Raw genomic sequence first — 23456 nt, 5'->3', positions numbered from 1 at the left:
ATGAGCGCCTTTCTGCATTGTTTGTCTCATACGCCGTTGGTGGGCTACGTCGATCCGGCGCCGCATGTGTTGGCCGAAGTCGATGGCGTGATCAACGCCGCTCGCGAGCGCATCGCGCGCTTCGACCCGCAGTTGGTGGTGCTGTTCGCTCCCGACCATTACAACGGGTTTTTCTACGACGTGATGCCGGCCTTTTGCATCGGCATGGCGGCCGACGCGATTGGTGATTTCGACACCGCCGCCGGCCCGCTGGACGTGCCTAAAGCGCTGGCCGAATCCTGCGCCCAGGCGGTGTTGGATGCCGGTGTCGATGCCGCGGTGTCGTATCGCATGCAGGTCGACCATGGGTTCGCGCAACCGTTGGAACTGTTGCTCGGCGGCTTGCAGCGCTGCCCGGTGATTCCGGTGTTTATCAACTCGGTGGCCGTACCGCTGCCGAGTTTCAAACGCGCCCGACTGTTGGGTGAAGCGATCGGCCAATGGGCCAAAGCGCTGGATAAACGCGTGCTGTTCCTGGCCTCCGGCGGTTTGTCCCATCAACCGCCGGTACCGGAACTGGCCAAGGTCGATGCGCGCATGGCTGACCGTCTGATGGGCAGCGGGCGCCAGCTCCCCGCCGATGAACGACAGGCCCGCCAGAACCGGGTGATTCAAGCCGCGCGAGACTTCGTCGAAGACCCGCACAGCCTGCACCCGCTGAACCCGGCTTGGGATCAGCAGTTTCTCGACAGCCTCGAACAGGGCCGCATGCGCGACCTCGACAGCTTGAGCAATGACGCGTTGTCGGCGCTGGCCGGCAAGTCGACCCACGAGGTGAAAACCTGGGTCGCCGCCTTCGCTGCCCTGAGTGCCTTCGGCCCGTATCAGACCGAAGGCCGCTACTACCGCCCGATTCCCGAGTGGATCGCAGGTTTCGGTGCGCTTGGCGCACAGCCGCTGACCCCTCACCCATGAATTCAAGGAACACTGCCATGACCACCACTGCTTTCAGTGAAGCCTCCACCAGCCGCTTTGCCCGTATCAAGGAAGGCGACCTGGACCTGCAACTGCACTACAACGACCTTGGCGAAGGTGCCGAAACCGTGGTCATGCTGCACGGCTCCGGGCCGGGCGCGAGCGGCTGGGCCAACTTCAATCGCAATATCGAACCGCTGGTGAATGCCGGTTTTCGCGTGATCCTGATGGATTGCCCGGGCTGGAGCAAAAGCGACACAATCGTCAGCCAAGGCTCGCGCTCGAACCTCAATGCCCAAGCGCTCAAGGGCCTGCTCGATGTGCTAGGGCTGGACCGCGTCCACATCATCGGCAATTCGATGGGTGCCCACAGCACCGTCGCCTTCGCCCTGGAATACCCCGAGCGGATCGGCAAACTGATCCTGATGGGCGGCGGCACCGGCGGCCCGAGTGCCTTCGTGCCGCAGCCCACCGAAGGCATCAAACTGATCGGCGCGCTGTACCGCGACCCGACCATCGAAAACCTGAAGAAGATGATGAACGTCTTCGTTTTCGACGCCAGCGGCCTCACCGACGAACTGTTCCAGACCCGCCTGGACAACCTCCTGTCGCGCCGCGATCACCTGGACAACTTCGTCAAGAGCAGCACGCTCAACCCCAAGCAATTTCCGGATTTCAGCCACCGCCTGCACGAAATCAACGCCGACACCCTGCTCGTCTGGGGCCGCGAGGACCGCTTCGTGCCGATGGACACCGGCTTGCGCCTGCTGGCCGGCCTGCCCAGGGCGCAATTGCACGTGTTCAACCGTTGCGGCCACTGGGCGCAATGGGAACATGCCGAGAAATTCAACCGGATGGTCCTGGACTTCCTGACCCACTGATCATCGAGGCTGACATGACACTGACTCAAGACACCCTGCAACAACTCGCCACCGACCTGCGCCAGGCCGAAGACCACGGCGAAGCCATCGGGCCGCTGCGCGAGCGGATCGGTGAAGACAATGCCGCCGCCGCGTATGCCATCCAGCGCCTCAACGTCGACCACGGCGTGGCCAACGGGCGCCGCGTGGTGGGCCGCAAGATCGGCCTGACCAACCCCAAAGTCCAGGCCCAGTTGGGCGTGGACCAGCCGGACTTCGGCACCCTGTTTGCCGACATGTGCTACGGCGACAACGCCACCGTGCCAACCGGCCGCGTACTGCAACCGAAGATCGAGGCTGAAATCGCCCTGATCCTCGAACGCGACCTGCCCCGCGCCGACAGCACATTCGCCGACGTGATGGCGGCCACCGGCTGGGTCGTGCCGGCACTGGAAATCGTCGGCAGTCGCATCCAGGGCTGGAACATCCGCTTCGTCGATACCGTGGCTGATAACGCGTCCAGCGGCTGCTTTGTACTGGGCGGCCCGGCTCGACGTCTCGATGGCCTCGACCTGCGCCAGGCCAGTATGCGGATGACCCGCAACGCTGAAGAAGTGTCCAGCGGCAGTGGCGCCGAATGCCTTGGTCATCCGCTCAACGCGGCCGTCTGGCTGGCCTGCGCCATGGCGCGCCTGGGCGATCCGCTGCGGGCCGGCGACATCATTCTCACCGGCGCGCTGGGGCCGATGGTGGCGGTCGCTGCCGGTGATCGGTTCGAGGCCGAGATCGAGGGCATCGGCCGGGTTGGTGTGAACTTCTCGGTAGACAGTCGCGCCGAGTGATCGGCGACTTGCGTGCATATGAGGCAATAACAATGAATAAACTCAAAGTCGCCATCGTCGGCTCCGGCAACATCGGCACCGACCTGATGATCAAGATCCTGCGCAACGCCAAACACCTGGAAATGGCGGTGATGGTCGGTATCGATCAGGCCTCCGACGGCCTCGCCCGCGCCCAGCGCATGGGCGTGGCCACCACCCACGAAGGCGTCGAAGGCCTGACCCGCATGGACGTGTTCCAGCACATCGACTTCGTCTTCGATGCCACCTCGGCCGGCGCGCATGTGCAGAACGATGCGTTCCTGCGCGCGATCAAACCCGGCATCCGCCTGATCGACCTGACGCCCGCAGCCATCGGCCCGTACTGCGTGCCGGTGGTCAACCTGGAACAGAACCTCGATCAGCTCAACGTCAACATGGTCACCTGCGGCGGCCAGGCGACTATCCCGATGGTCGCCGCGGTGTCACGCGTGGCCAAGGTGCATTACGCCGAAATCGTCGCCTCGATCGCCAGCAAATCCGCCGGCCCCGGCACCCGCGCCAACATCGACGAATTCACCGAAACCACCTCCAAGGCCATCGAAGTGATCGGTGGCGCGGCCAAGGGCAAGGCGATCATCGTGATGAACCCGGCCGAGCCACCGCTGATCATGCGCGACACGGTGTTTGTGCTCTCCGAAGCGGCGGATCAGGCGTTGGTCGAAGCCTCCATCGTCGAGATGGCGGCGGCCGTGCAGGCCTATGTGCCGGGCTATCGCCTCAAGCAAAACGTGCAGTTCGATGTGATCCCGGCAGACGCGCCGCTGAACATCCCCGGCCTGGGTAAATTCTCCGGCCTGAAGACCTCGGTGTTCCTCGAAGTCGAAGGCGCCGCCCATTACCTGCCGGCCTACGCTGGCAACCTCGACATCATGACCTCCGCTGCCTTGGCTACCGCCGAGCGCATGGCGCAGTCGATGCAACAGGCCTGAGGAGAGCGACATGAACGGTAAGAAAATCTACATCTCCGACGTGACCCTGCGCGACGGCAGCCATGCGGTGCGCCATCAGTACTCGCTGCAGAACGTGCAGGACATCGCCCGTGCGCTGGACAAGGCCAAGGTCGACTCGATCGAAGTCGCCCACGGCGACGGCCTGCAAGGTTCGAGCTTCAACTATGGCTTCGCCGCGCACACCGATCTGGAATGGATCGAAGCCGCCGCCGACGTGATCAGCCACGCCAAGATCACCACGCTGTTGCTGCCCGGCATCGGCACGGTGCATGACCTCAAGGCGGCCTACAATGCCGGTGCCCGCGTGGTGCGCATCGCCACCCATTGCACCGAGGCCGACGTGTCGAAACAGCACATCGAATACGCGCGCGAACTGGGCATGGACACCGTCGGTTTCCTGATGATGAGCCACATGATCCCGGCCGAGCAGCTCGCCGCCCAGGCCAAGCTGATGGAAAGCTACGGCGCGACCTGCGTGTACATGGCCGACTCCGGTGGCGCGATGAACATGCAGGACATCCGCGATCGCTTCCGCGCGTTCAAGGCCGTGCTCAAACCCGACACCGAAACCGGCATGCACGCCCACCACAACCTCTCGCTCGGCGTGGCCAACTCGATCACGGCGGTCGAGGAAGGTTGCGACCGCATCGACGCCAGCCTCGCCGGCATGGGCGCCGGGGCCGGCAACGCGCCGCTGGAAGTGTTCATCGCCGCCGCCGAACGCCTGGGCTGGAACCACGGCACCGACCTCTACACCTTGATGGACGCGGCGGATGACATTGTGCGGCCGTTACAGGACCGGCCGGTGCGGGTCGACCGCGAGTCGCTGGCGCTGGGGTATGCCGGGGTCTATTCGAGCTTCCTGCGCCATGCCGAAATCGCCGCGGCCAAGTACGGTTTGAAGACCGTGGACATCCTCGTCGAGCTGGGCAAACGGCGCATGGTCGGCGGCCAGGAAGACATGATCGTCGACGTCGCGCTGGACCTGCTCAAACGCTGAACCGTGCATCCCCCCGTCCGGTCGCCCACGCAGCGGCCGGACGGTTTTGCTGTGCCCATTACAACAATAAAACGGGTATTTCCCATGACATCGCTAAACGTGCTGACACCGTTGTACATGGCGCGGACCATCGGTCTGTGCTTCCTCGTCGCCCTGATGGAAGGCCTCGACCTGCAAGCCTCGGGCATCGCCGCCCAAGGCATGGCGGCCGCGTTCCAACTGGACAAACTACACATGGGCTGGGTCTTCAGCGCCGGCATTTTCGGCCTGCTGCCCGGAGCGTTTCTCGGCGGTTTGCTGGCTGATCGGATCGGCCGCAAACGGGTGTTGATGGCCTCGGTGGCCCTATTCGGATTGTTCTCGCTGGTCACGACCATGGCCTGGGACTTCAACAGCCTGCTGGTCGCGCGCTGCCTCACGGGCGTCGGCCTGGGCGCGGCACTGCCTAACCTGATCGCGCTGACCAGTGAAGTGGCTGGCCCCCGCCTACGTGGCAGCGCCGTGAGCCTGATGTATTGCGGCGTGCCCCTGGGCGCGGCGCTGGCGGCCAGCATTGGCATTGCGCAACTGGCCGGTGGCTGGCAAGTGGTGTTCTACGTCGGCGGTATCGTGCCGTTGCTGATCGTGCCGCTGCTGGGGGTTTATCTGCCGGAATCCGCGGCGTTTCGCAGCGTGCGCGACGCCGCGCCGATCAGTGTGGTCAGCGGCCTGTTCCGCGGGGGCGCGGCATGGCCGACCTTGATGATCTGGGTCAGCTACTTCTTTACGCTCATGGTGGTTTACATCCTGATCAACTGGCTGCCAAGCCTGTTGGTCGGCCAGGGCTTCAGCGGTTCTCAGGCAAGCTGGGTGATGCTCGCGCTGCAATTTGGCGCGGCGGCAGGCACGTTGTTGCTGGGCTGGGTCATGGATCGTCTGCCCGCCTGGGCGTTGTCGGCGCTGATTTACCTCGGCATTCTCGCGTCACTGACTGCGCTGGGCATGGCCACCCAATGGCACAGCATGCTGGCGGCCGGCTTCGTCGCCGGTTTCTTCGCCACGGGCGGGCAATGCGTGCTGTATGCGTTGGCCCCGCATTTCTATCGTCCGTCAATTCGCGCCACGGGCGTCGGCAGCGCCGTCGCCATTGGCCGGCTGGGCGCGATGAGTGGGCCGTTGGTGGCCGGCAAGATGCTCGCACTGGGCACGGGCACCGCCGGCGTGATGATGGCCTCGGCACCCGGCATTGTGATTGCGGCGCTGGCGATGTTTTACCTGTCGGTACGCCGCAACCGCTCACCGGCTGACTGATTCGCACTCCACTTCCGCGCCACGATGGCGCGGGGGTTACTCCAACAACAATAAAAGTGAACACTGCCATGCTCAGGAATTTCTCTCGGGGCGTCAGCGCCTGCACCTGCGTTTTTTCCGTAAGCCAGGCGTGCGCCGCCGGTTTTGTCGACGACAGCCAGGCCGATCTGGCGATACGCAACTATTACTTTGATCGCAATTACGTGAACGCCACGCCGCAGGCGGCTGCCCGCGAGTGGGCGCAGGGCTTCATTCTCAACGTGCGCTCGGGTTATACCGAAGGGCCTGTCGGCTTCGGCCTGGACGCCCAGGGTTTGCTGGGGGTCCGTCTGGACTCCTCGCCCGCGCGCACGGGGACCGGCCTGCTATCGTACAACCCCACGACCCGTGAACCGGCCAGTGAATATTCGGAGCTGGGCCTGACAGCCAAGGCCCGGGCCTCCAAGAGCGAGTTGCAACTGGGGACCATCAGCACGTTTTTGCCAATCGCCTTCGCCAGCCCCACCCGTCTGCTACCGCAGACTTTTCGCGGCGCGTACCTCAAGTCCCAGGAAATCGACAACCTGACCCTGCACGTCGGTTGGCTCGATCGCATCAACCTGCGCGACTCCACCAACTACCAGAAAATGTCGGTGGCCTCGCCCAACGGCCGCTTCAACGGCGCCGCCGAATCCGACCGTTTTACCTTCCTCGGCGGCGACTATGCCTGGTCGCCGCAACTGACGTTGAAGTACTACCACGCCGAACTGGCTGACCTTTACCGCAAGGATTTCTACGGTTTCGTCGACAATCGCCCGATAGGCCCCGGCAGCCTGAAAAGCGACGTTCGCCTGTTCGTCACCGGCGAGAACGGCGCCGCCAAGGCCGGCCCGGTGGACAATCGCAACGCCGCCCTGATGCTGACGTACAGCCTGGGCGCGCACAAATTCGGCGCCGGCTACATGCAACTGACCGGCAAGACCGCCATGCCTTACCTGTTCGGCACCGAGCCCTTGGTCATCACCGAAGGCACGCTGAGCTCGGAGTTCCTCAACCCCAAGGAACGCAGTTGGCAGGTGCGCTACGACTACAACTTTGTCGCGCTGGGCTTGCCCGGGCTCAATGGCATGCTGCGCTACGTCAGCGGCGACAACATCGAGTTACCCAAGCTGGGCGGCAGCAACCTGAAGGAAAGCGAAAAAGACATCGAACTGAACTATGTGCTTCAGGGCACGCCCCTTAAAGGCCTGACCCTGCGTGTGCGCAACGCCTGGTACCGCAATGACTTCATCGCCCAGGCCAGTCATCGGGATGACAATGAGCTACGGGTGAATGTCGATTACACCTGGAAGCTCTGGTGAGTGACCGCCCCGTGATCCACCTGGGCTAGATCGTTCAAATGTGGCCATCGGATAGGCCTTCTGGAGCAACAAAAACCCGGCCTCGGGCCGGGTTACCCATCCCGCAAAGACGCGATCAATGGATCCAAAAACAAAAAGATGATCGATAATCGCCCAAATAAATCTCGCTAAAACCACACTGCATGTTGACTCAAAGTGAAGCGCTTCATTTAATGGATCCATTAAATAAGAACAATCACTCGCCTGGAGAGTCACCATGTACCCCAAGAACACGTGGTATGTCGCCTGCACCCCCGATGAAATCGCACAGAAGCCGCTGGGTCGGCAGATCTGCGGTGAAAAAATGGTGTTTTATCGCGGGCTGGAAGGCGCCGTCGTGGCTGTCGAGGACTTCTGTCCGCATCGCGGCGCGCCGCTCTCGTTGGGCTATGTCGAAAACGGCAAGCTGGTCTGTGGCTACCACGGCCTGGTCATGGGTGGCGACGGCAAGACCGTCGAAATGCCTGGGCAGCGGGTGCGCGGTTTTCCCTGCAACAAGACCTTCGCCGCGGTGGAACGCTACGGTTTCATCTGGGTGTGGCCCGGCGATCAGGCCCTGGCCGACCCGGCGCTGATCCACCACTTGGAATGGGCCGTGAGTGACCAGTGGGCCTATGGCGGCGGCTTGTTTGACATCCAGTGCGACTACCGCCTGATGATCGACAACCTGATGGACCTGACCCACGAAACCTACGTCCACGCCTCCAGCATCGGCCAGAAGGAAATCGACGAAGCGCCCCCCGTGACCACGGTCGAAGGCGATGAAGTCGTCACCGCCCGACACATGGAAAACATCATGGCCCCGCCGTTCTGGCGCATGGCCCTGCGTGGCAATAACCTCGCCGATGACGTGCCGGTGGACCGCTGGCAGATCTGCCGCTTCACCCCGCCCAGCCACGTGCTGATCGAAGTCGGCGTGGCCCACGCCGGCAAGGGCGGCTACCACGCCGCGCCTGAGCATAAGGCCGCGAGCATCGTGGTGGACTTCATCACCCCGCAAACCGAAACGTCGATCTGGTACTTCTGGGGCATGGCGCGCAGCTTCAATCCTCAGGACCCGGCACTGACCGCGAGCATTCGCGAAGGCCAGGGCAAGATTTTCAGCGAAGACCTGGAGATGCTTGAACGCCAGCAACAGAACCTGCTGGCCCACCCGACGCGCACTCTGCTCAAGCTCAATATCGATGCCGGTGGCGTGCAGTCACGCAAGGTCCTCGAACGGCTGATCGCCAAGGAGCGCGCCCTCGCAGCGCAACTGATCGCCACCACCAGCGCCTGAACGGCGCGATAACCCTACGAGGACTGAACATGATCGATGTGGTGGTGGTATCCCGCAACAACGAAGCCCAGGACATTTGCAGCTTTGAATTGGCCCGCGTCGATGGCCAGGCGCTGCCGGCCTTCAGCGCTGGCGCACATATCGACGTGCATCTGCCGGACGGGCTGATCCGCCAATATTCCCTGTGCAATCACCCTGAAGAACAGCATCGCTACCTGATCGGGGTGCTCAAGGATCCAGCCTCTCGGGGTGGCTCCCGCTGCCTGCACGAACACATACACCCGGGCGCCCGCCTGCAGATCAGCGCACCGCGCAACCTGTTCCCGCTGGCGCACGAAGCCCGACGCAGCCTGCTGTTCGCCGGCGGCATCGGCATCACCCCGATCCTGTGCATGGCCGAGCGCCTGGCCCATATCGGCGCCGACTTCGAACTGCATTATTGTGCCCGCGCCAGTGAACGCGCGGCCTTTGTGCAACGCCTCAAGAACGCATCGTTCGCCGAGCGCGTGTTCCTGCATTTCGACGAGCAGCCCCCTACGGCAATGAACACCGCCCAGGTGCTGGCGGCGCCCGACGCCAACGTCCACCTGTATGTCTGCGGCCCCGGCGGCTTCATGCAGCATGTGCTCGACAGCGCTCTGGCCCAGGGCTGGCAGGAGGCATGCCTGCATCGCGAATACTTCGCGGCGGCGCCAGTGGATAGCCGCCTCGACGGGAGTTTTTCGGTGAAGCTCGCCAGCAGCGGCCAGGTTTTCGACATACCCGCCGACCGGAGCGTGGTCCAGGTCCTGGAAAGCCACGGCATCGAGATTGCCGTGTCGTGCGAACAAGGGATTTGCGGAACCTGCCTGACCCGCGTGCTCGAAGGCATCCCGGAGCACCGCGACCTGTTCCTCACCGAGCAGGAACAAGCGCTGAACGACCAGTTCACCCCCTGCTGCTCGCGCGCGAAAACCGCGCTGCTGGTGCTCGATCTCTGAAAGGCGTCAGGCCGTGGGCAGAATGACCTTCATCCGCGCATTGGCGGTCGCCGAACCGAAGATCTCGGCATAACGCAAGGTCGCGTTGGCGTGCTCGCGCATGATCGCTTCGGCCCGTGCGCCCTGGCGATTGACCAGGGCATCGAAGACCGAGTGATGTTGCATGTGGGCATAGTTGAAACGCCGGTATTCGCGGACCATGTCCTCGCGATCCACCGCCAGCGCGGTGACCGACGCGAACGGCAGATGATCATTGCGTGCCAGCGCATCGGCGATCGCCGGGTTGTGGCTACCTTCAACGATGACGTGGTGAAAGCGCATGTTCAGGTCGTGATAGACCTCAAGGTCGTCCTCGGTCACGTAGCCCTTGTCGAACAGTTGATCGCCTTCCACCAGGCAGCGCTCAAGCGTCGCACGCGCCGCGTCGGACAAACCGCGCTCGGCAGTTTGACGCGCAGCCAGGCCCTCGAGCACACCACGCACTTCGACGGCGCCGGCAATGTCGTCCGGGCTGACCGAACGCACCTGATACCCGCGCCCGCCAAACGGCACCAGCAGCCCTTCCTGCTCGAGGGTACGGAACGCCATGCGCACGGGCATGCGTGACACACCGAACAGTTGCGCCGTGGGAATCTCCATCAGCCGCTCACCCGCCGCCAACTCGCCGCTGGCGATCATCTTGCGCAGTGCAACCAGCACCAATTGACCGGGTTTACTCATCCAGGCAACTTCCAGAAAACGTGAGTCGCCATAGTACCGCAAGCATCCGACCGCGTCAGACGAACGCCAACGCCGCGCGTGCCGCGTCTATCGCGCCCAGGTGCTGCGCCAACCGCGACGGCAGGTAATCGAAAAAGAACCCGGCGCTTTGCAGCTTGGCGGCACGCAACGGATCGTCTTCGGGCAATGCCCTGGAAACCCGTGCGGCCCGCGCCCATGCCAGGGCCAGCAGGGCCACGCCACATAACTGGAGAAAGTCCGGCGCGGCCCGATAGGGGTACTCGCTGTCCTCCAGCGACCGCTCACGTATGGCCTCGACCACACGGGCCAGCGCGTCACACAGGTTGTCCAGCGCGTCGGCGAAACCTGCACACGCGGCGCATTGGCCGCCCTGCCCGGCCTCGTCGCGCAGCACTGCCAGCAGCAGGCCGAAGGCACGTCCTTCATCGCCCAGCACCTTGCGCAGCAGCAGGTCATTGGCCTGGATCTCGTTGCTGCCCTCATAGATCATCGCGATGCGACTGTCGCGCAGCGTTTGCTCGATGGCGAACTCGGCGACGTAGCCGTAACCGCCGAAGACCTGCAAGGCATTGCTGGCCTGACGGAAACCCTGCTCGGTGAAAAACGCCTTGATGATCGGCGTCAGCAACTGCGCCAGTTGCCCGGCGCACTCCCGCGCCTGTGGGTTGGGGTCATGCTCGGCCTGATCGAGTAAATGCGCGGCCCAATAGCCGATGGCGCGCATCCCCTCGCTGGCCGTGCGCAATTCCAGCAACACGCGGCGCATGGCCGGGTGATAAAGGATGGGGTCAGCCGCTTGCGCAGGCACCCCTTGCGGCCTTGATGGCGCGCGCATTTGCACGCGCTCGGCGGCGTATTGGTGGGCGTTCTGCCAAGCCGCCTCGACATGCCCCAGGCCTTGCAGGCCGACATGCAGGCGCGCCGAATTCATCATCACGAACATCGCCGCCAAGCCGCGATTGGCGTCGCCGATCAGCCAGCCTTGGGCGGCGTCGAACACCAGGGAGCACGTGGCGCTGCCCTTGATGCCCATCTTGTGTTCAATGCCGTCGCAATGCACACCGTTGGCCTGGCCATCGTCCAGCAGCTTGGGCACCAGGAACAGTGAAAGGCCGCGACTGCCCGGCGGCGCATCGGGCAAGCGCGCCAGCACCAGGTGCAGGATATTGGCCGTGAGGTCGTGCTCGCCGCCGGAGATAAACAGTTTGTTGCCCTGCAGGCGATAACGGCCGTCGCCCTCGGGGGTCGCGCGACAGCGCAGCAGCCCGACATCGCTGCCGGCCTGGGGCTCGGTCAGGCACATGGTGGGTAAGGCATGCCCGCTGACGATCTCGGGCAAGTAGCGCGCCTGCAACCAGGGCGCGGCGTGGGTCTTGAGGCAGAGGTAGGCGCCGTGGGCGATCCCGGTGTACATGGCCCATGCGTGATTGCTGGCGTAGAGCATCTCTTGCAGCGCCGCGTCGAGCAGTTGCGGCAACCCTTGGCCGCCCTGCCCTTCGGCGCACGCCAAGGCCGGCCAGCCAGCGTCGACATAGGCGCGATAGGCCTCGGCGAAACCGTCCGGCGTGCTGACCTGACCGGTGTTCCAGCGACAGCCTTGACGATCGCCGCTGGCGTTCAGGGGCGCCAGCACCCGCTGACTGAAGCGCGCCGCTTCCTCCAACACCTGCACGGCGAGTGACATGTCCAACGTCTCGAACGCCGAACATTGGCTCCACACCTCGGGTGCTTGCAGCCAATGTTCAAGCACAAATTGCATATCGCGCAGCGGCGCCTGATAGCTCCACATGGCAAACCTCATCGAATAAAAAAGGAGTTACACCGTTGAACGCTCAACCGCGATAGGCCGGGTTCTCGATCAACAACGCCATGCCCTGCCCACCGCCGACACACGCCGCGGCAATCCCGTAGCGCAGGTTGTGCCGGCGTAATTGCCGGGCCAGCGTCATGACCAGGCGCAGGCCAGTGGCGGCCAGTGGATGCCCCACCGCCAGCGAACCGCCCTGGACGTTGAGCCGGGCGCTGTCCAACTGCAGTTCCTGGGCCACCGCCAAGACCTGGGCCGCCTGTGCTTCGTTGATCTCGAAACGGCCGATCTCATCCAGGCTCAACCCGCTGCGCTGCAGCAGCAGACGGATCGCCGGCGCCGGGCCGATGCCCATGAACTCCGGCGCCACGCCGACCACCGCGCTGGCCAGCAGTTGGGCCAGGGCCGGACGCGTGCAGGCCGACGCGCGCCCGACCAGGGCTGCCGCCGCGCCATCGACCACCGCGCAGCTGTTGCCAGCGGTTTGCACGCCATTGGCATGCACGGCACGCAAGCGTGCCAGGGCCGCAAGATCGGTGGGCCGTGGGTGGCTGTCCTGGGTGACGGCAGCGGCGCGGTGCGCCAGGCTGATGCCGCGCGGCTGATACCCCTCCAGCTCGAACACTTGGTTATCGACCGTCACGATCTCTTCGGCCCAAGCGCCGTCACGCTGCGCCTGCAATGCGCGTTGATGGCTCTCGCAGGCGTAACGGTCCACGGCCTCGCGGCTCAGGCCATAGCGGCGCGCCAGGTGGTCCGCGGTGGCGATCATGTCCAGTCCCGGGGCCGGGTCGTAGAGGGCCTCCCAGAGAAAATCCTTGAATTGCACCTCGCCCCCCAGACGAAACCCATCCCGGTGGGTGTAGGCCGCAATCGGGTTGCGGGACATCGACTCACTGGCCACGCACAAGGCCAGTTGCACCTCGTCGCGCAGTTGCTCAGCGGCCTGGCGCAACAGCTCGAAGCCCGTGGCGCAGATGCGCTGCACCCCCAGCGCCGGGACCGATTGCGCCACACCGCTATACAATCCGACATGTCGCGGCAGCAAATACGCATCGAAGCTGGCCTGGGCCATGGACCCAGCCAGTACGCTGTCCACCGCCAGCGGGTCAACACCGGCACGGGCCAGGACTTCACGGCCGACCTTGATCCCCAGGTCGATGGGCGACACCTGGGCCAGAGCGCCACCGAGGTCGACCCACGGCGTGCGTACCGCCGCGTAAAGCGCTACGTCGGCAAACGCCGAATATTGCCCGACGCCGCTCAAGGCCTGGGCTCGGCACGCAGGATCGCAGCATCTTCACCGCGATACAGCGCCTCGACCTTGGCCGCGCGCCATTGCAGTACCGCACGCTGGTTGATCGAGCCCTTGTCGGTAATTTCCCCACGGTCGATAGACGCCGGCTCGTCGAGCAAGGCAATCCATTCCAAACGGCTGGCATTGCCGCTGGCGTCGCGATTGAGGCGCTGCAACCAGTCGCCGAACCACTGGCGCACCGACGCGCTGGCGAGTACGTCGGCGTCGCTCGCGTCGGCGTCCAAGCCCGCCAGCCGGCGGCATTCGTAGAGCCTGGGGAAGACCAGGGCGCCCAGGCATTCGCGGTCCGGCGCGGTAATCACCAGGTCCTGCACATAGGGCGAGCCTTCGAGCACCGCGCGATTGCGCAACGGCCCGACGCTGACAAACACCCCGGAGGACAGTTTGAAATCCTCGGCAATGCGCCCGTCGAACATCAGCCCCAGTTGCGGCCGATTGGGGTCGGCGAGTTTGATTGCGTCTCCCGAACAGTAAAACCCCTGTTCGTCGAACACTTCAGCAGTTTGCTCGGGCGCCCGCCAGTACCCCGGCATGATGTGTGGCCCGCAAAATCGCCCTTCGAACTTGCCGTCCACCGGCACCAGGCGCACCTCGCAGCCCGGCGCGGGCAAACCGATATAACCGGCCATGGACAACGGCCCGGTGGTGAAGGTGCAGGACGGCGCGGCTTCGGTCATGCCCAGCCCGGCCATCATGCGGATGCGTTCGCCGCAGTGCTGTTCGGCCACGCGGTCGAGGCGGTCCCAGACACTTTGCGAAAGGCCGGCGGCGGCGAAGAAAAACAATTTCATCCGCGCAAAAAAGCACTCGCGCAACTCGGCGTCCTGCTCCAGGGCGCTGACCAATTCTTCCCAGCCCTTGGGCACCGTCAGATAGGCCGTGGGCGATACCTCCTTGAGGTTGCGCAGGGTCTCGACAAACCCCTGGGCCGTGGGCTTGCCGTTGTCGAGGTAAAAGGTGCCGCCGTTGTAGAGCACGATGCCGACGTTGTGACTGCCACCGAAGGTGTGATTCCACGGCAACCAGTCCACCAACACCGGAGGTTCTTCACCGAACACCGGAAATGTCTGCAACAGCATTTGCTGGTTGGCGCAGAGCATGCGTTGCGTGGTAATCACTGCCTTGGGCAACTTGGTCGAGCCCGAGGTGAAAAGAAACTTGGCGATGCTGTCCGGGCCGGTGGCCTTGAACGCCTGATCGGCCGCACTGCCGCCTGGGGTTTGCAGCAGGCTCGCGAAGCTGACCTGGGCGCGTCCGGGCACGTGGCCACGCACGCTGATCAGCGGCGTCTCGGCCGGCAATACCGCGTCGATCGCGCGCTGGTAGGCCGCCGCATCGCTGACGAACACCAGCCCTGGTTGCAGCAGGTCGCAGACATGCCGCAGCTTGGCGAAGTCCTGGGACAACAACGAATACGCCGGCGACACCGGGCAATAAGGAATACCGGCATACATCGCGCCGAGGGCCACCTGTAAATGCTCGATGTCGTTGCCCGACAGCAACGCCAGCGGCTTGTCTGCCGACAGGCCGTAACTCAGCAAGGCCTGGGCAATCGCCCGCACGCTCTCAAGCATCTGCGCGTAGCTGACGCGACGCCAGTCACCATCGGCCTGGCGGGCGGCAATGAAGGTCTGCTCCGGACGCACCCGGGCCCAATGCACCAGACGATCGAGCAAGCGCGCCGGCAACTCGGCCAATGGCTCCAGGGAACGCATATGCAGCACGCCCTGCTCTTCAGTGACTTCCACCGGTGCATGGCCGATGGAGACCGCGCGGTAGCGCGGTGCGGATTGGGGTTGCGGTCTGAATTCGGAACTCACAAGGGTGTCCTCCAGCAAGGCGGATCACAGCCGCCTTGTTATTGTTATGTCGCGCCGCCGACTCAGATCGGGTAATGCCGCGGCCCGTTCTGCAAGGTCACCCAGCGCAATTGCGTGAAGTGTTCAATCGACGCCTTGCCGCCAAAGCTGCCGTAACCGCTGGACTTGACCCCGCCAAAAGGCATCTGCGCCTCGTCATGCACGGTCGGGCCGTTGATGTGGCAAATGCCCGACTCCACCCGCTGTGCCAGCGCCAGCGCACGCCCGCTGTCGCGACTGAAGATCGCCGCCGACAGGCCGAACTCGGAGTCGTTGGCCAGGCGCAGCAGTGCCTCATCACCGTCACCGCGCAGCAACACCGCCACCGGGCCGAAGGATTCTTCGCGGTACAAGCGCATGTGCTCGGTGACGCCATCGATCAGGGTCGGCTGCAGGATGCTGCCCTCCAACTGGCCGCCCGCGACCAGCCGGGCGCCCTTGGCGAGGGCATCGTCGATCAGCGCCTTGATGCGTGTGCCGGCGCTGGCGTCCACCAGGGAACCCAAGACCGAATCCGCCGCCGCAGGGTCACCGGCGCGCAGGCTGGCGACCTTGGCGGTCAGCTTGGCGATAAACGCATCGGCGACCTTGGCATCGACAATCAGGCGTTCGGTGGACATGCAAATCTGGCCCTGGTTGAAATAGGCCCCAAACGCCGCTGCGGCAACCGCCGCATCCAGATCGGCGTCGTCGAGCACCAGCAACGGCGCCTTGCCACCCAGCTCCAGCAACGCCGGCTTGAGGTGACGCGCCGAGAGTTCGCCGACAATCCGTCCGACATGGGTCGAGCCGGTGAAGTTGACCCGGCGCACGGCCGGGTTGGCGATCAGCCGCTCGACAATCGCGGCGGCGTCCGCCGGGGCATTGCTGATGACGTTGACCACGCCATCGCCCAGGCCGGCATCCTGCAACACCTGGCCAATCAGGCGATGCACCGCCGGGCTCAGCTCCGAGGCCTTGAGCACCACGGTATTGCCGCAGGCCAGCGGCATGGCGATGGCACGCGTGGCGAGGATGACCGGGGCATTCCACGGCGCGATACCCAACACCACACCGCAAGGCTGACGCAGGGCCATGGCGAAACTGCCGGGAACATCGGAGGGGATCACTTCACCGGTGATCTGGGTGGTCATCGACGCCGCTTCGCGCAGCATATTGGCCGCCAGGCGCACGTTGAAGCCATACCAGTTGGCCATGGCGCCGGTTTCGCCGGCGGCGGCGATGAATTCGGCGCTGCGCGCCTGCAATTGCTCGGCTGCGTTGAGCAAGCGGGTGCGGCGTTCATTCGGCGCCAATGCGGCCCAGCCGGGGAACGCCGCCTGGGCCGCCGCCACGGCGGCGTCGGCATCTTCCAGGGTCGCGGCGGCAACCCGCGAAACCACTTCACCGGTCACCGGGTTGCGACGCTCGAAGGTTCGACCGTCACGGGCGGGGCACGACTGGCCGCCGATCAACAGGGGCACGTCCAGCATGGTGATTCCTCTTTATTGTCTTTATGGGGAATGCGTTCAAGCGATGTCACAGTAGCGCCAGCGTGAGGCAGCGAACAGCGGGATGCGGCCCACTATTCGCCGGCAAGCCTCAGCGTTTGTACGTCTGCAGGCCGGGTTTGATGCTCTTGTCGTCGAGAAACTGCTTCATGCCCTGCTCGCGGCCGCCTTCGGTGTCGAGCAAACGCGACTGATCGAGCTTGGCGTAGAGGTAATCCTCATTCTGCTCCCAGGTCAGTTCACGGCAACGCTTGAAGCCATGCTTGGCCGCCCGCAGCACCACCGGGTTTTTCTCCAGCAGGTTGCGCGCCAGTTCGATGGTCACTTCGCGCAGTTGCGCCAGCGGTACGCTTTCGTTGACCAGGCCCATCTCGGCGGCCTTCTGCCCGCCGAAGGTCTTGCCGGTCATGATGTAGTACAGCGATTGACGATGGCCCACGGTGTCGGCCATGGCCTTGCTCACCAGATTGCCCGGTGGGATGCCCCAGTTGATTTCCGAGAGACCGAAGGTGGCTTCGTCGGCACAGATCGCCAGGTCGCACGCCACCAATGGGCTGAAGCCGCCGCCGAAGCACCAGCCATTGACCATGGCGATGGTGGGCTTGGCGTACATGCGCAGCAGTTTCCATTGCCATTGCGAGGCTTCGCGGCGGATTTTCTCCTGGAGGATTTCCGGGCCGGCATCCACCTCGCGAAAGTATTCCTTGAGGTCCATGCCGGCGGTCCAGGCTTCGCCGGCACCGGTCAAGACCAGCACGCCAGCGGCAGGGTCCTGCTCCAGGGTTTCCAGAACGTCGATCATTTCGCGGTTCAGGGTCGGGCTCATGGCGTTGCGTTTTTCCGGGCGATTGAGAATGACCCAGGCAATGCCTTCCTCGATTTCAACCTTGACGGTGGTCCAACGGCCTTCGTAATTACTCATGACGGTACGCTCTTGTTCTGGGTTGGAAGATGATTCGAAATTAAACTGCAAATATAGTTATGTCAATTAACTATTAATCTTGATAACCAATATTTTCCCCCTGTAAAACCTAAGCTGCTCAAGCGTTATGAAAAGCCGGCATAGCCATGGCGCGCCAACCTCGGCAAACTAGATAGCTTTCTTAACCTCCACCTTCTGAGGATTGCACTGTTAATGGCCAAGCCTTCCAACATCGCCGACGCCAACCTGGCCCTGCCCGACACCACCGAGGGGCGTGCGCCGCTGGATTCGGCCCTGGACGACCTGATCGGTTACGCCATGCGTCGCGCCCAGCTCAAGCTGTTCCAGAACCTGATCGGTCGACTTTCCGAGCACGACCTGCGCCCGGCTCAGTTCTCGGCCCTGGCGATCATCGAGCAGAACCCCGGCCTGATGCAGGCCGACCTCGCCCGCGCCCTGACGATTGAGCCGCCCCAGGTGGTGCCGTTGCTGAACAAGCTGGAAAGCCGCGCCCTCGCCGTGCGTGTGCGCTGCAAGCCGGACAAGCGCTCCTATGGGATCTTCCTCAGCAAGACCGGCGAAACCCTGCTCAAGACGCTCAAAGAGATCGCCGCCCAGAGTGACCTGGACGCCACCGCAGCCCTGGACGGTCAAGAACGTGCAGAGCTGCTGCGCTTGCTGAAGAAGGTGTATCAGGACTGACAGGCCTACCAGAGCGCCACGGTGTAGAGCACCAGGAAACGGGTCTGGTTTTCATCGCGAAACGCCGCGCCGCTCGGGAAGTCATTGCGATAGATCGACTTGCGCGCCATCAGCCCGACGTTCTTCAGCGGGCCGCTCTGGATCACGTAGCCCAGCTCCATCTGGAACTCACGCTCCTTGCGATCCTCGGCATTGAACGCCGCCAGCTCGATGTTATCGCCGCGCACATAACGCAGCCGGCCCTTCAGGCCCGGTAAACCGGAAGCCGCGAAGTCATAGTCATAGATCGCCTGCCAGGTGCGCTCCTTGGCGTTGAGAAAGTCCGAACTCATGGTCAGTTCGCTCATGCCCATCAGCTCCGTCCCCGAGATATAGGGCGTGGCCGTCTCCCCACTGGAATGCATGTAGCCCAGGCTGAATTTGTGACCGCCCAGGCGGTAGCCAAACAACGCCGAAAGGTTGCGGTTATCCACGTTCCCGGCCTTGGCGCTGCCGTCCTCGCGACTGAAGAAACTGCGCAGATCGCTGGTGAGCACACCATCGCCCACGGGCAGATTGTGCAGCAACGCCAGGGTGTCCTGCTGGTAGAGGTCGGCGATCTGCGAGTGATAGGCGCGCAGGCTGAGGTCTTTGTTGACCTGGTAGTCACCGCCGACGTAAGCCAGGTGCGAGGTGGTGGCGGTGGCGTTGAAACGCCGGTTGGGCGAGGCGATGGTCATGGCCTGGTAGTCGGTGGAGTCGCGCTTGTTGATGCGGTCGATGTAGCCGGTATTGAGAGTCAGGCCGTCGATATCCTTGGAGCTCAAGGTGGTGCCGCGAAAGGTTTGCGGCAGCAGCCGCGACGGGCTGGCAAAGGCGAACGGCAGGAAGATCGACACGTCACCGGTCTTCACGGTGGTTTGTGCAAACCGCAGCTTGGCGGTCGGCGCCAGGCGCGAGTACTCATCGGCGGCACGCTTGTCGCTGGCCGACACCGGCAACAACTCGGTGCCGCTGCGGTCCGGCGAAGAGTCGAGCTTGACCCCCATCAGCCCGCGCACATCCAGGCCAAAGCCCACCGGCCCTGGGGTGTATCCCGATTCCAGGTTGAGGATGAACGCCTGAGCCCATTCCCGCGCAGCGGTCTTCGCACCATCGTCCTTGTAGTCGCGGTCCAGGTAGTAATTGCGCAGGGTCAAGGTGCCGTGGCTGTCGTCAATAAAGCCGGCCGCCCACAGCGGGGTGGGCAGCACGCTCAAGGCCAGTAACGCCATGACCAGGCTTGGCTTGCGGTTCGACACACAGGAGACGGACGCCACTGCAACGGCGTCCTCCATAGGGAGTTTTGGCATGTTCATTGTCCATTTTTTGTTGTTGTTTTTGGGGTGGCACACGCTCGGCCCAGTCGGCTTCGCGAACAGAGAATGGAAACAGCCGACGGTGCTCGTCAACCGCAAATGACCGATAATCGAACATTAATAAAGCTATCTACTTTTAAGATCATCACAGATACACATCTCAACACTATGAATTTAAAGTACTTATTTATCGATTTTTGTATTTCCAATACGCCATTCATTTTTTAGTTATCTTTGTTATCTTAATCGCAGCAGCCACTTGCGCTCGCCACCACAACAAAAACAACAACAATGAGGTTTGCCCATGGACAGTCCATCGCGTCGTTCGACGCTGACTATCGCGTTGTGCTTTATCGTTGCGCTGATCGAGGGGTTCGATCTGCAAGCCGCCGGAACCACCGCCGCAGGGTTGCGTCAGAGTTTTGCCCTGGACCCGAAGATGCTCGGCTGGGTATTCAGCATCGGGATCATTGGCCTGCTGCCGGGGGCGTTCTTCGGCGGCTGGGTCGCCGACCGAATCGGGCGCAAGAAAATCCTGGTGATCGCCGTGCTGCTGTTCGGGCTGTTCTCGCTTTGCACCGCGTTTGTCGAAAGCTACTCGAGCCTGCTGTTGGTGCGTTTTCTGACCGGTCTGGGGCTGGGCGCCGCGCTGCCCAACCTGATCGCCCTGTGCGCCGAAGCGGCCAGCGAACGCAACCGTGGCACCGCCATCAGTGTCATGTACTGCGGCGTGCCGTTGGGCGGCGCATTGGCGGCGGTGGTGGCGATGTTTTCCAGTGAACACTGGCAGACCACCTTTATCATCGGCGGCCTGGCGCCCTTGTTGGCCGTGCCATTGATGATCCTGCTGCTGCCCGAGTCCAACGCCTTTCGCCAACAGCTCGACAAGACCCTCAGTGCTCGTCCCTCCACCCGCCAGGCGCTGTTCGGCGAAGGCCGCGCGCGCACCACGCTGGCGTTGTGGCTCAGCTACTTCTTCACCCTGACCGTGATGTACATGCTGCTCAACTGGCTGCCGTCGTTGTTGCTCGAACAAGGCTTCAGCAAACCCCAGGCGGGCATGGTGCAGATGCTGTTCAACATTGGCGGCGCCCTTGGCTCATTGCTCGGTGGTGTCCTGCTGGACCGCTGCAATGCCCTCAGAGTGGTGCTGTTCGTGTATGCCGGGCTGCTCGCGGCCTTGGCCGGGGTCGGGCTGTCGGTGGGTATCGTGCCCATGGCCATCGCCGGTTTCGCCGCGGGTTTGTTCGTGATGGCCGCGCAGTTGGTGCTCTATGCGTCGGCACCACCGTCCTATCCAACGGCGGTGCGCGCCACTGGCGTCGGTGCAGCCGTTGCCATCGGCCGGCTGGGCTCGGTAGCCGGACCGCTGGCGGCGGGACAACTGCTCGCCGCAGGTGCAGGCACCACGGGAGTCCTGCTGGCGACCTCCCCCGGAGTGGCGATCGCGGCGCTGGCCATCATCAGCGTCATGGTGCGTAAGGCGCCACTGAACCTACCCGAGCTTGGCGTTGCCCGGCATACGAAAGCCTAGAGCGTGCGCCGCCAATCGAGCCCCCCCCTGGTTGCCCTCGGTGCGGTTATCAGCCTGTTGCTCGAAGTCAGCGTTCAGCGACAGCGCGTTTTCCTCGTAGATGACGTCAAGCAGGTCTGGGCCAGTGGCCCAGACCTTTTCTCGACGCTGATTGACGGCGTGCCCATCCACTTCGGTGTCTTGCTCCGTCGAAGACCTTGAATCAAACCTGATCAATGAAGCGCGCAACGCCACGCCGGCAACCTGGCCGCCGCCAGGCTCGTGGGGCTCAGCCGCGCTCAATTCGCTTACCGGTTGAAGAAGCATCAACGGCAAACCCCTTGAATGGCAATTAGTGCTTTAAAAGATTTACCCAATTAAGTATTTTGCAGGGGTAACGGGCGGCATACGCCTCTTTTTCATCGCGACAAGGATCTTCCGTGAGCGGACTGCGTGAACGTCAGAAAGCCGAACGCCGGCAAGCCATCAGTAAGGCGGCAATCGAACTGTTTGAACGCCAGGGTTTCCAGAACACCACCATCGAGCAGATCGCCAACCAGGCCGGCGTGTCGGCGCCGACGGTGTTCAAGTACTTCGGCAACAAGCAGGAAATCATCCTGGAAATCCTGCACCACGCCGATCAACGCGCCATCACCGACGCCCGCAGCCGGATCCAGGAAATAGACGACCCGGTCGAGGCGCTCTGCCACCTGGAACGCCTTCTTACCGGTTATGCGTTGGAAGTCATGCACCCCAGCCTGTGGCGCGAACTGCTGCCGTTGATCCTGTTCGGTGGCAACAATGAACTGCCTGCCGGTTATCGGGCCATGAACGATGCGCTCAGGGCCGAAATCAGCCAACTGCTCAGGGAACTGCAACTGGCCGGCAAGTTGCGTCCGCAACTCGATGTGGAATTGGCCGCGTTCCTGTTGAACGACTATTCACACTTGCAACTGTTCCGGCTGGTGAACCAGGAACACCCGGATATCGACGCGCACTCTACCCAGGTCAGGCGTATCACCGAGTTGCTGTTTTACGGCATGCAGGCCTGACCCATTGCAGGGTCAGGCCATACTGATCAGCGGTTGCTCTTGATGGCGGTCCAGGTGCGGGTACGGATGCGCTCCGCGGCGGCCGGGATCGGCTCCAGGGCGAACAGGGTCTTGCGCGCTTCCTCCGGCACATACATGTTGGGGTCGTTGCGGATGCTGGCGTCCACCAGCGCAGTGGCGTCCTTGTTCGGGTTGGGGTAGCCGATCTTGTTGCTGATGCGCGCAATCACGTCCGGGCGCAGGATGTAATTGATGAACGCATGGGCCTCTGCAGTATCGGGCGCATTGGCCGGGATCATCATCACGTCCGACCACATCGGCGCGCCTTCCCTGGGCAGTGCCATCTCGACCTTGACGCCCTTGCCGGCGGCATCTGCCAGTCGCGTGGCCAATGCGACACCGCCGGACCAGCCCACGCCCACACAGATATCACCGTTGGCCAGGTCCATGCCGTAGCGCGACGAGTTGAAGTAAGTGACGTAAGGGCGAATCTTCATCATCACGGCCTGGGCTTGCACATAGTCCTCACGCTTCTGGCTATTGGGGTCGAGGCCCTTGTAGTGCAAGGCAATCGGCAGGATCTCGTTGCCGGCGTCGAGGAAACCCACGCCACAACTGGCGAGTTTGGCGAGGTTTTCTTCCTTGAAGATGATGTCCCAGCTGTTCATCTGCACGTCGGCGCCCAGGGCTTTGCGCACCTTGTCGACGTTGTAGCCGATCAGCGTGGTGCCCCACAGATAAGGCGCGGCATAGCGATTGCCGGAGTCACCCACCGCTTCCAGGGATTTCATGAACTCGGGGTCCAGGTGCTGCCAGTTCGGCAACTGCGCGCGGTCCAACGGCTGGACGGCACCGGCGGTGATCAGATGCCCGAGGTTGGCGGAGCCGGGGAATACCACGTCATACCCGGAGTTTCCCGTCAGCAGCTTGGACTCCATGGTTTCGGCGCTGTCGAATACATCGTAGATCGGGCGGATTCCGGTCTCTTCCTGGAAGCTCTTGAGCACTTCCGGCGGCAGGTATTCGATCCAGTTGTAGATCCTTACGGTTCGTTCTTCGGCCAGGCAAAAACCGCTGATCAACAACGAAGCGACAGTGCCCAACACGGTATTACGCAAAAAACGGTTCATGATAAAAACACT

At 63.1% G+C, this 23456-nt stretch carries 20 protein-coding genes and 1 pseudogene; 13 read left to right on the top strand and 8 right to left on the bottom strand.

Features of this window, described 5'->3' with window-relative positions; all coding sequences use genetic code 11:
* From mhpB to J2Y83_RS09885, 9 genes are all read left to right on the top strand, one after another.
* Positions 1–954, top strand: a complete 954-nt coding sequence (gene mhpB, locus J2Y83_RS09925; protein WP_253394840.1) for a 3-carboxyethylcatechol 2,3-dioxygenase — start codon at positions 1–3, stop codon at positions 952–954.
* Positions 955–971: 17 nt separating this feature from the next.
* Positions 972–1835, top strand: a complete 864-nt coding sequence (locus J2Y83_RS09920; protein WP_253394837.1) for an alpha/beta fold hydrolase — start codon at positions 972–974, stop codon at positions 1833–1835.
* 14 nt (positions 1836–1849) lie between these two features.
* Complete coding sequence (mhpD, locus tag J2Y83_RS09915) at positions 1850–2656, top strand: 2-keto-4-pentenoate hydratase (RefSeq protein WP_253394835.1); 807 nt, start codon at positions 1850–1852, stop codon at positions 2654–2656.
* Between the two features lie 32 nt (positions 2657–2688).
* Complete coding sequence (locus J2Y83_RS09910; RefSeq protein WP_253394833.1) at positions 2689–3624, top strand: acetaldehyde dehydrogenase (acetylating); 936 nt, start codon at positions 2689–2691, stop codon at positions 3622–3624.
* Between the two features lie 10 nt (positions 3625–3634).
* Positions 3635–4645, top strand: coding sequence for a 4-hydroxy-2-oxovalerate aldolase (dmpG, locus tag J2Y83_RS09905; RefSeq protein ID WP_247408211.1), 1011 nt, complete (start codon positions 3635–3637; stop codon positions 4643–4645).
* Positions 4646–4729: 84 nt separating this feature from the next.
* A complete protein-coding gene (gene mhpT / locus J2Y83_RS09900; RefSeq protein WP_253394831.1) occupies positions 4730–5935 on the top strand; it encodes a 3-(3-hydroxy-phenyl)propionate transporter MhpT in 1206 nt (401 codons plus the stop codon).
* Positions 5936–6003: 68 nt separating this feature from the next.
* Positions 6004–7275, top strand: coding sequence for an OprD family porin (locus J2Y83_RS09895; protein ID WP_253394829.1), 1272 nt, complete (start codon positions 6004–6006; stop codon positions 7273–7275).
* 256 nt (positions 7276–7531) lie between these two features.
* Entirely contained in the window at positions 7532–8593 is a 1062-nt protein-coding gene (locus J2Y83_RS09890) for an aromatic ring-hydroxylating oxygenase subunit alpha (RefSeq protein WP_253394827.1), read from the top strand.
* A 29-nt stretch (positions 8594–8622) separates the two neighbouring features.
* A complete protein-coding gene (locus J2Y83_RS09885; protein ID WP_253394825.1) occupies positions 8623–9573 on the top strand; it encodes a PDR/VanB family oxidoreductase in 951 nt (316 codons plus the stop codon).
* Positions 9574–9579: 6 nt separating this feature from the next.
* Here the strand turns inward: J2Y83_RS09885 and J2Y83_RS09880 are convergent, their stop codons facing one another.
* The 6 genes from J2Y83_RS09880 to J2Y83_RS09855 form a co-directional block, all read right to left on the bottom strand.
* Positions 9580–10293, bottom strand: a complete 714-nt coding sequence (locus J2Y83_RS09880; RefSeq protein WP_247406362.1) for a GntR family transcriptional regulator — start codon at positions 10291–10293, stop codon at positions 9580–9582.
* A gap of 55 nt (positions 10294–10348) precedes the next feature.
* Positions 10349–12103, bottom strand: a complete 1755-nt coding sequence (locus tag J2Y83_RS09875) for an acyl-CoA dehydrogenase family protein (RefSeq protein WP_253394823.1) — start codon at positions 12101–12103, stop codon at positions 10349–10351.
* Positions 12104–12146: 43 nt separating this feature from the next.
* Positions 12147–13388 carry a thiolase family protein gene (locus J2Y83_RS09870; RefSeq protein WP_253394821.1) on the bottom strand — a complete coding sequence of 414 codons (1242 nt, stop codon included), beginning with the start codon at positions 13386–13388 and terminating at the stop codon, positions 12147–12149.
* On the bottom strand, positions 13385–15259 hold the full coding sequence (locus J2Y83_RS09865) for a feruloyl-CoA synthase (RefSeq protein WP_253394819.1): 1875 nt from the start codon (positions 15257–15259) through the stop codon (positions 13385–13387). Before J2Y83_RS09865 ends, J2Y83_RS09870 begins: the two co-directional genes overlap by 4 nt.
* A 62-nt stretch (positions 15260–15321) precedes the next feature.
* Positions 15322–16770: an aldehyde dehydrogenase gene (locus J2Y83_RS09860; RefSeq protein WP_253394815.1), complete on the bottom strand. Its 1449-nt coding sequence runs from the start codon at positions 16768–16770 to the stop codon at positions 15322–15324.
* A 109-nt stretch (positions 16771–16879) separates the two neighbouring features.
* Positions 16880–17710, bottom strand: a complete 831-nt coding sequence (locus J2Y83_RS09855; RefSeq protein WP_046483783.1) for a p-hydroxycinnamoyl CoA hydratase/lyase — start codon at positions 17708–17710, stop codon at positions 16880–16882.
* A 213-nt stretch (positions 17711–17923) separates the two neighbouring features.
* On the opposite strand from J2Y83_RS09855, the gene J2Y83_RS09850 reads away from it, so the two are divergent.
* Positions 17924–18412 (top strand): MarR family winged helix-turn-helix transcriptional regulator, encoded by a 489-nt coding sequence (locus J2Y83_RS09850; protein ID WP_253394808.1) that lies wholly within the window; start codon positions 17924–17926, stop codon positions 18410–18412.
* A 5-nt stretch (positions 18413–18417) separates the two neighbouring features.
* Here J2Y83_RS09850 and J2Y83_RS09845 read toward each other — a convergent pair whose 3' ends face one another.
* Entirely contained in the window at positions 18418–19743 is a 1326-nt protein-coding gene (locus tag J2Y83_RS09845; RefSeq protein WP_253394803.1) for an OprD family porin, read from the bottom strand.
* A gap of 310 nt (positions 19744–20053) precedes the next feature.
* Here J2Y83_RS09845 and mhpT (J2Y83_RS09840) point away from each other — a divergent pair, with 310 nt between their 5' ends.
* The 3 genes and pseudogenes from mhpT (J2Y83_RS09840) to J2Y83_RS09830 all read left to right on the top strand — a co-directional run bounded on the left by mhpT (J2Y83_RS09840) (position 20054) and on the right by J2Y83_RS09830 (position 22314).
* Entirely contained in the window at positions 20054–21283 is a 1230-nt protein-coding gene (gene mhpT, locus J2Y83_RS09840) for a 3-(3-hydroxy-phenyl)propionate transporter MhpT (RefSeq protein ID WP_253394801.1), read from the top strand.
* A gap of 184 nt (positions 21284–21467) precedes the next feature.
* Positions 21468–21607, top strand: a pseudogene (locus tag J2Y83_RS09835) (helix-turn-helix domain-containing protein); the annotation flags it as partial.
* 95 nt (positions 21608–21702) lie between these two features.
* The gene (locus J2Y83_RS09830) at positions 21703–22314 is read left to right on the top strand and encodes a TetR/AcrR family transcriptional regulator (protein ID WP_253394796.1); all 612 of its coding nucleotides are present in this window, start codon (positions 21703–21705) and stop codon (positions 22312–22314) included.
* A gap of 26 nt (positions 22315–22340) precedes the next feature.
* On the opposite strand, the gene J2Y83_RS09825 is transcribed toward J2Y83_RS09830, so the two are convergent.
* On the bottom strand, positions 22341–23444 hold the full coding sequence (locus tag J2Y83_RS09825) for a polyamine ABC transporter substrate-binding protein (protein ID WP_253394794.1): 1104 nt from the start codon (positions 23442–23444) through the stop codon (positions 22341–22343).
* Positions 23445–23456: the final 12 nt, after the last annotated feature.

The organism is Pseudomonas marginalis (genome assembly GCF_024169655.1).
Taxonomy (GTDB): domain Bacteria; phylum Pseudomonadota; class Gammaproteobacteria; order Pseudomonadales; family Pseudomonadaceae; genus Aquipseudomonas; species Aquipseudomonas paraveronii.
The sequence above is the reverse complement of the archived record's forward strand: the minus strand, read 5'-3'. Positions and strand labels throughout refer to the sequence as shown.

Bases quoted from the DNA above. Each gene is read 5' to 3' on its own strand.
- J2Y83_RS09885 (WP_253394825.1), top strand. From the start codon at position 8,623: ATGATCGATGTGGTGGTGGTATCCCGCAACAACGAAGCCCAGGACATT.
- J2Y83_RS09825 (WP_253394794.1), bottom strand. From the start codon at position 23,444: ATGAACCGTTTTTTGCGTAATACCGTGTTGGGCACTGTCGCTTCGTTG.
- mhpT (WP_253394801.1), top strand. From the start codon at position 20,054: ATGGACAGTCCATCGCGTCGTTCGACGCTGACTATCGCGTTGTGCTTT.
- J2Y83_RS09845 (WP_253394803.1), bottom strand. From the start codon at position 19,743: ATGCCAAAACTCCCTATGGAGGACGCCGTTGCAGTGGCGTCCGTCTCC.
- mhpT (WP_253394831.1), top strand. From the start codon at position 4,730: ATGACATCGCTAAACGTGCTGACACCGTTGTACATGGCGCGGACCATC.
- J2Y83_RS09895 (WP_253394829.1), top strand. From the start codon at position 6,004: ATGCTCAGGAATTTCTCTCGGGGCGTCAGCGCCTGCACCTGCGTTTTT.
- J2Y83_RS09855 (WP_046483783.1), bottom strand. From the start codon at position 17,710: ATGAGTAATTACGAAGGCCGTTGGACCACCGTCAAGGTTGAAATCGAG.
- J2Y83_RS09875 (WP_253394823.1), bottom strand. From the start codon at position 12,103: ATGTGGAGCTATCAGGCGCCGCTGCGCGATATGCAATTTGTGCTTGAA.
- J2Y83_RS09910 (WP_253394833.1), top strand. From the start codon at position 2,689: ATGAATAAACTCAAAGTCGCCATCGTCGGCTCCGGCAACATCGGCACC.
- J2Y83_RS09880 (WP_247406362.1), bottom strand. From the start codon at position 10,293: ATGAGTAAACCCGGTCAATTGGTGCTGGTTGCACTGCGCAAGATGATC.
- J2Y83_RS09920 (WP_253394837.1), top strand. From the start codon at position 972: ATGACCACCACTGCTTTCAGTGAAGCCTCCACCAGCCGCTTTGCCCGT.
- J2Y83_RS09890 (WP_253394827.1), top strand. From the start codon at position 7,532: ATGTACCCCAAGAACACGTGGTATGTCGCCTGCACCCCCGATGAAATC.
- J2Y83_RS09860 (WP_253394815.1), bottom strand. From the start codon at position 16,770: ATGCTGGACGTGCCCCTGTTGATCGGCGGCCAGTCGTGCCCCGCCCGT.
- dmpG (WP_247408211.1), top strand. From the start codon at position 3,635: ATGAACGGTAAGAAAATCTACATCTCCGACGTGACCCTGCGCGACGGC.
- mhpB (WP_253394840.1), top strand. From the start codon at position 1: ATGAGCGCCTTTCTGCATTGTTTGTCTCATACGCCGTTGGTGGGCTAC.
- J2Y83_RS09850 (WP_253394808.1), top strand. From the start codon at position 17,924: ATGGCCAAGCCTTCCAACATCGCCGACGCCAACCTGGCCCTGCCCGAC.
- mhpD (WP_253394835.1), top strand. From the start codon at position 1,850: ATGACACTGACTCAAGACACCCTGCAACAACTCGCCACCGACCTGCGC.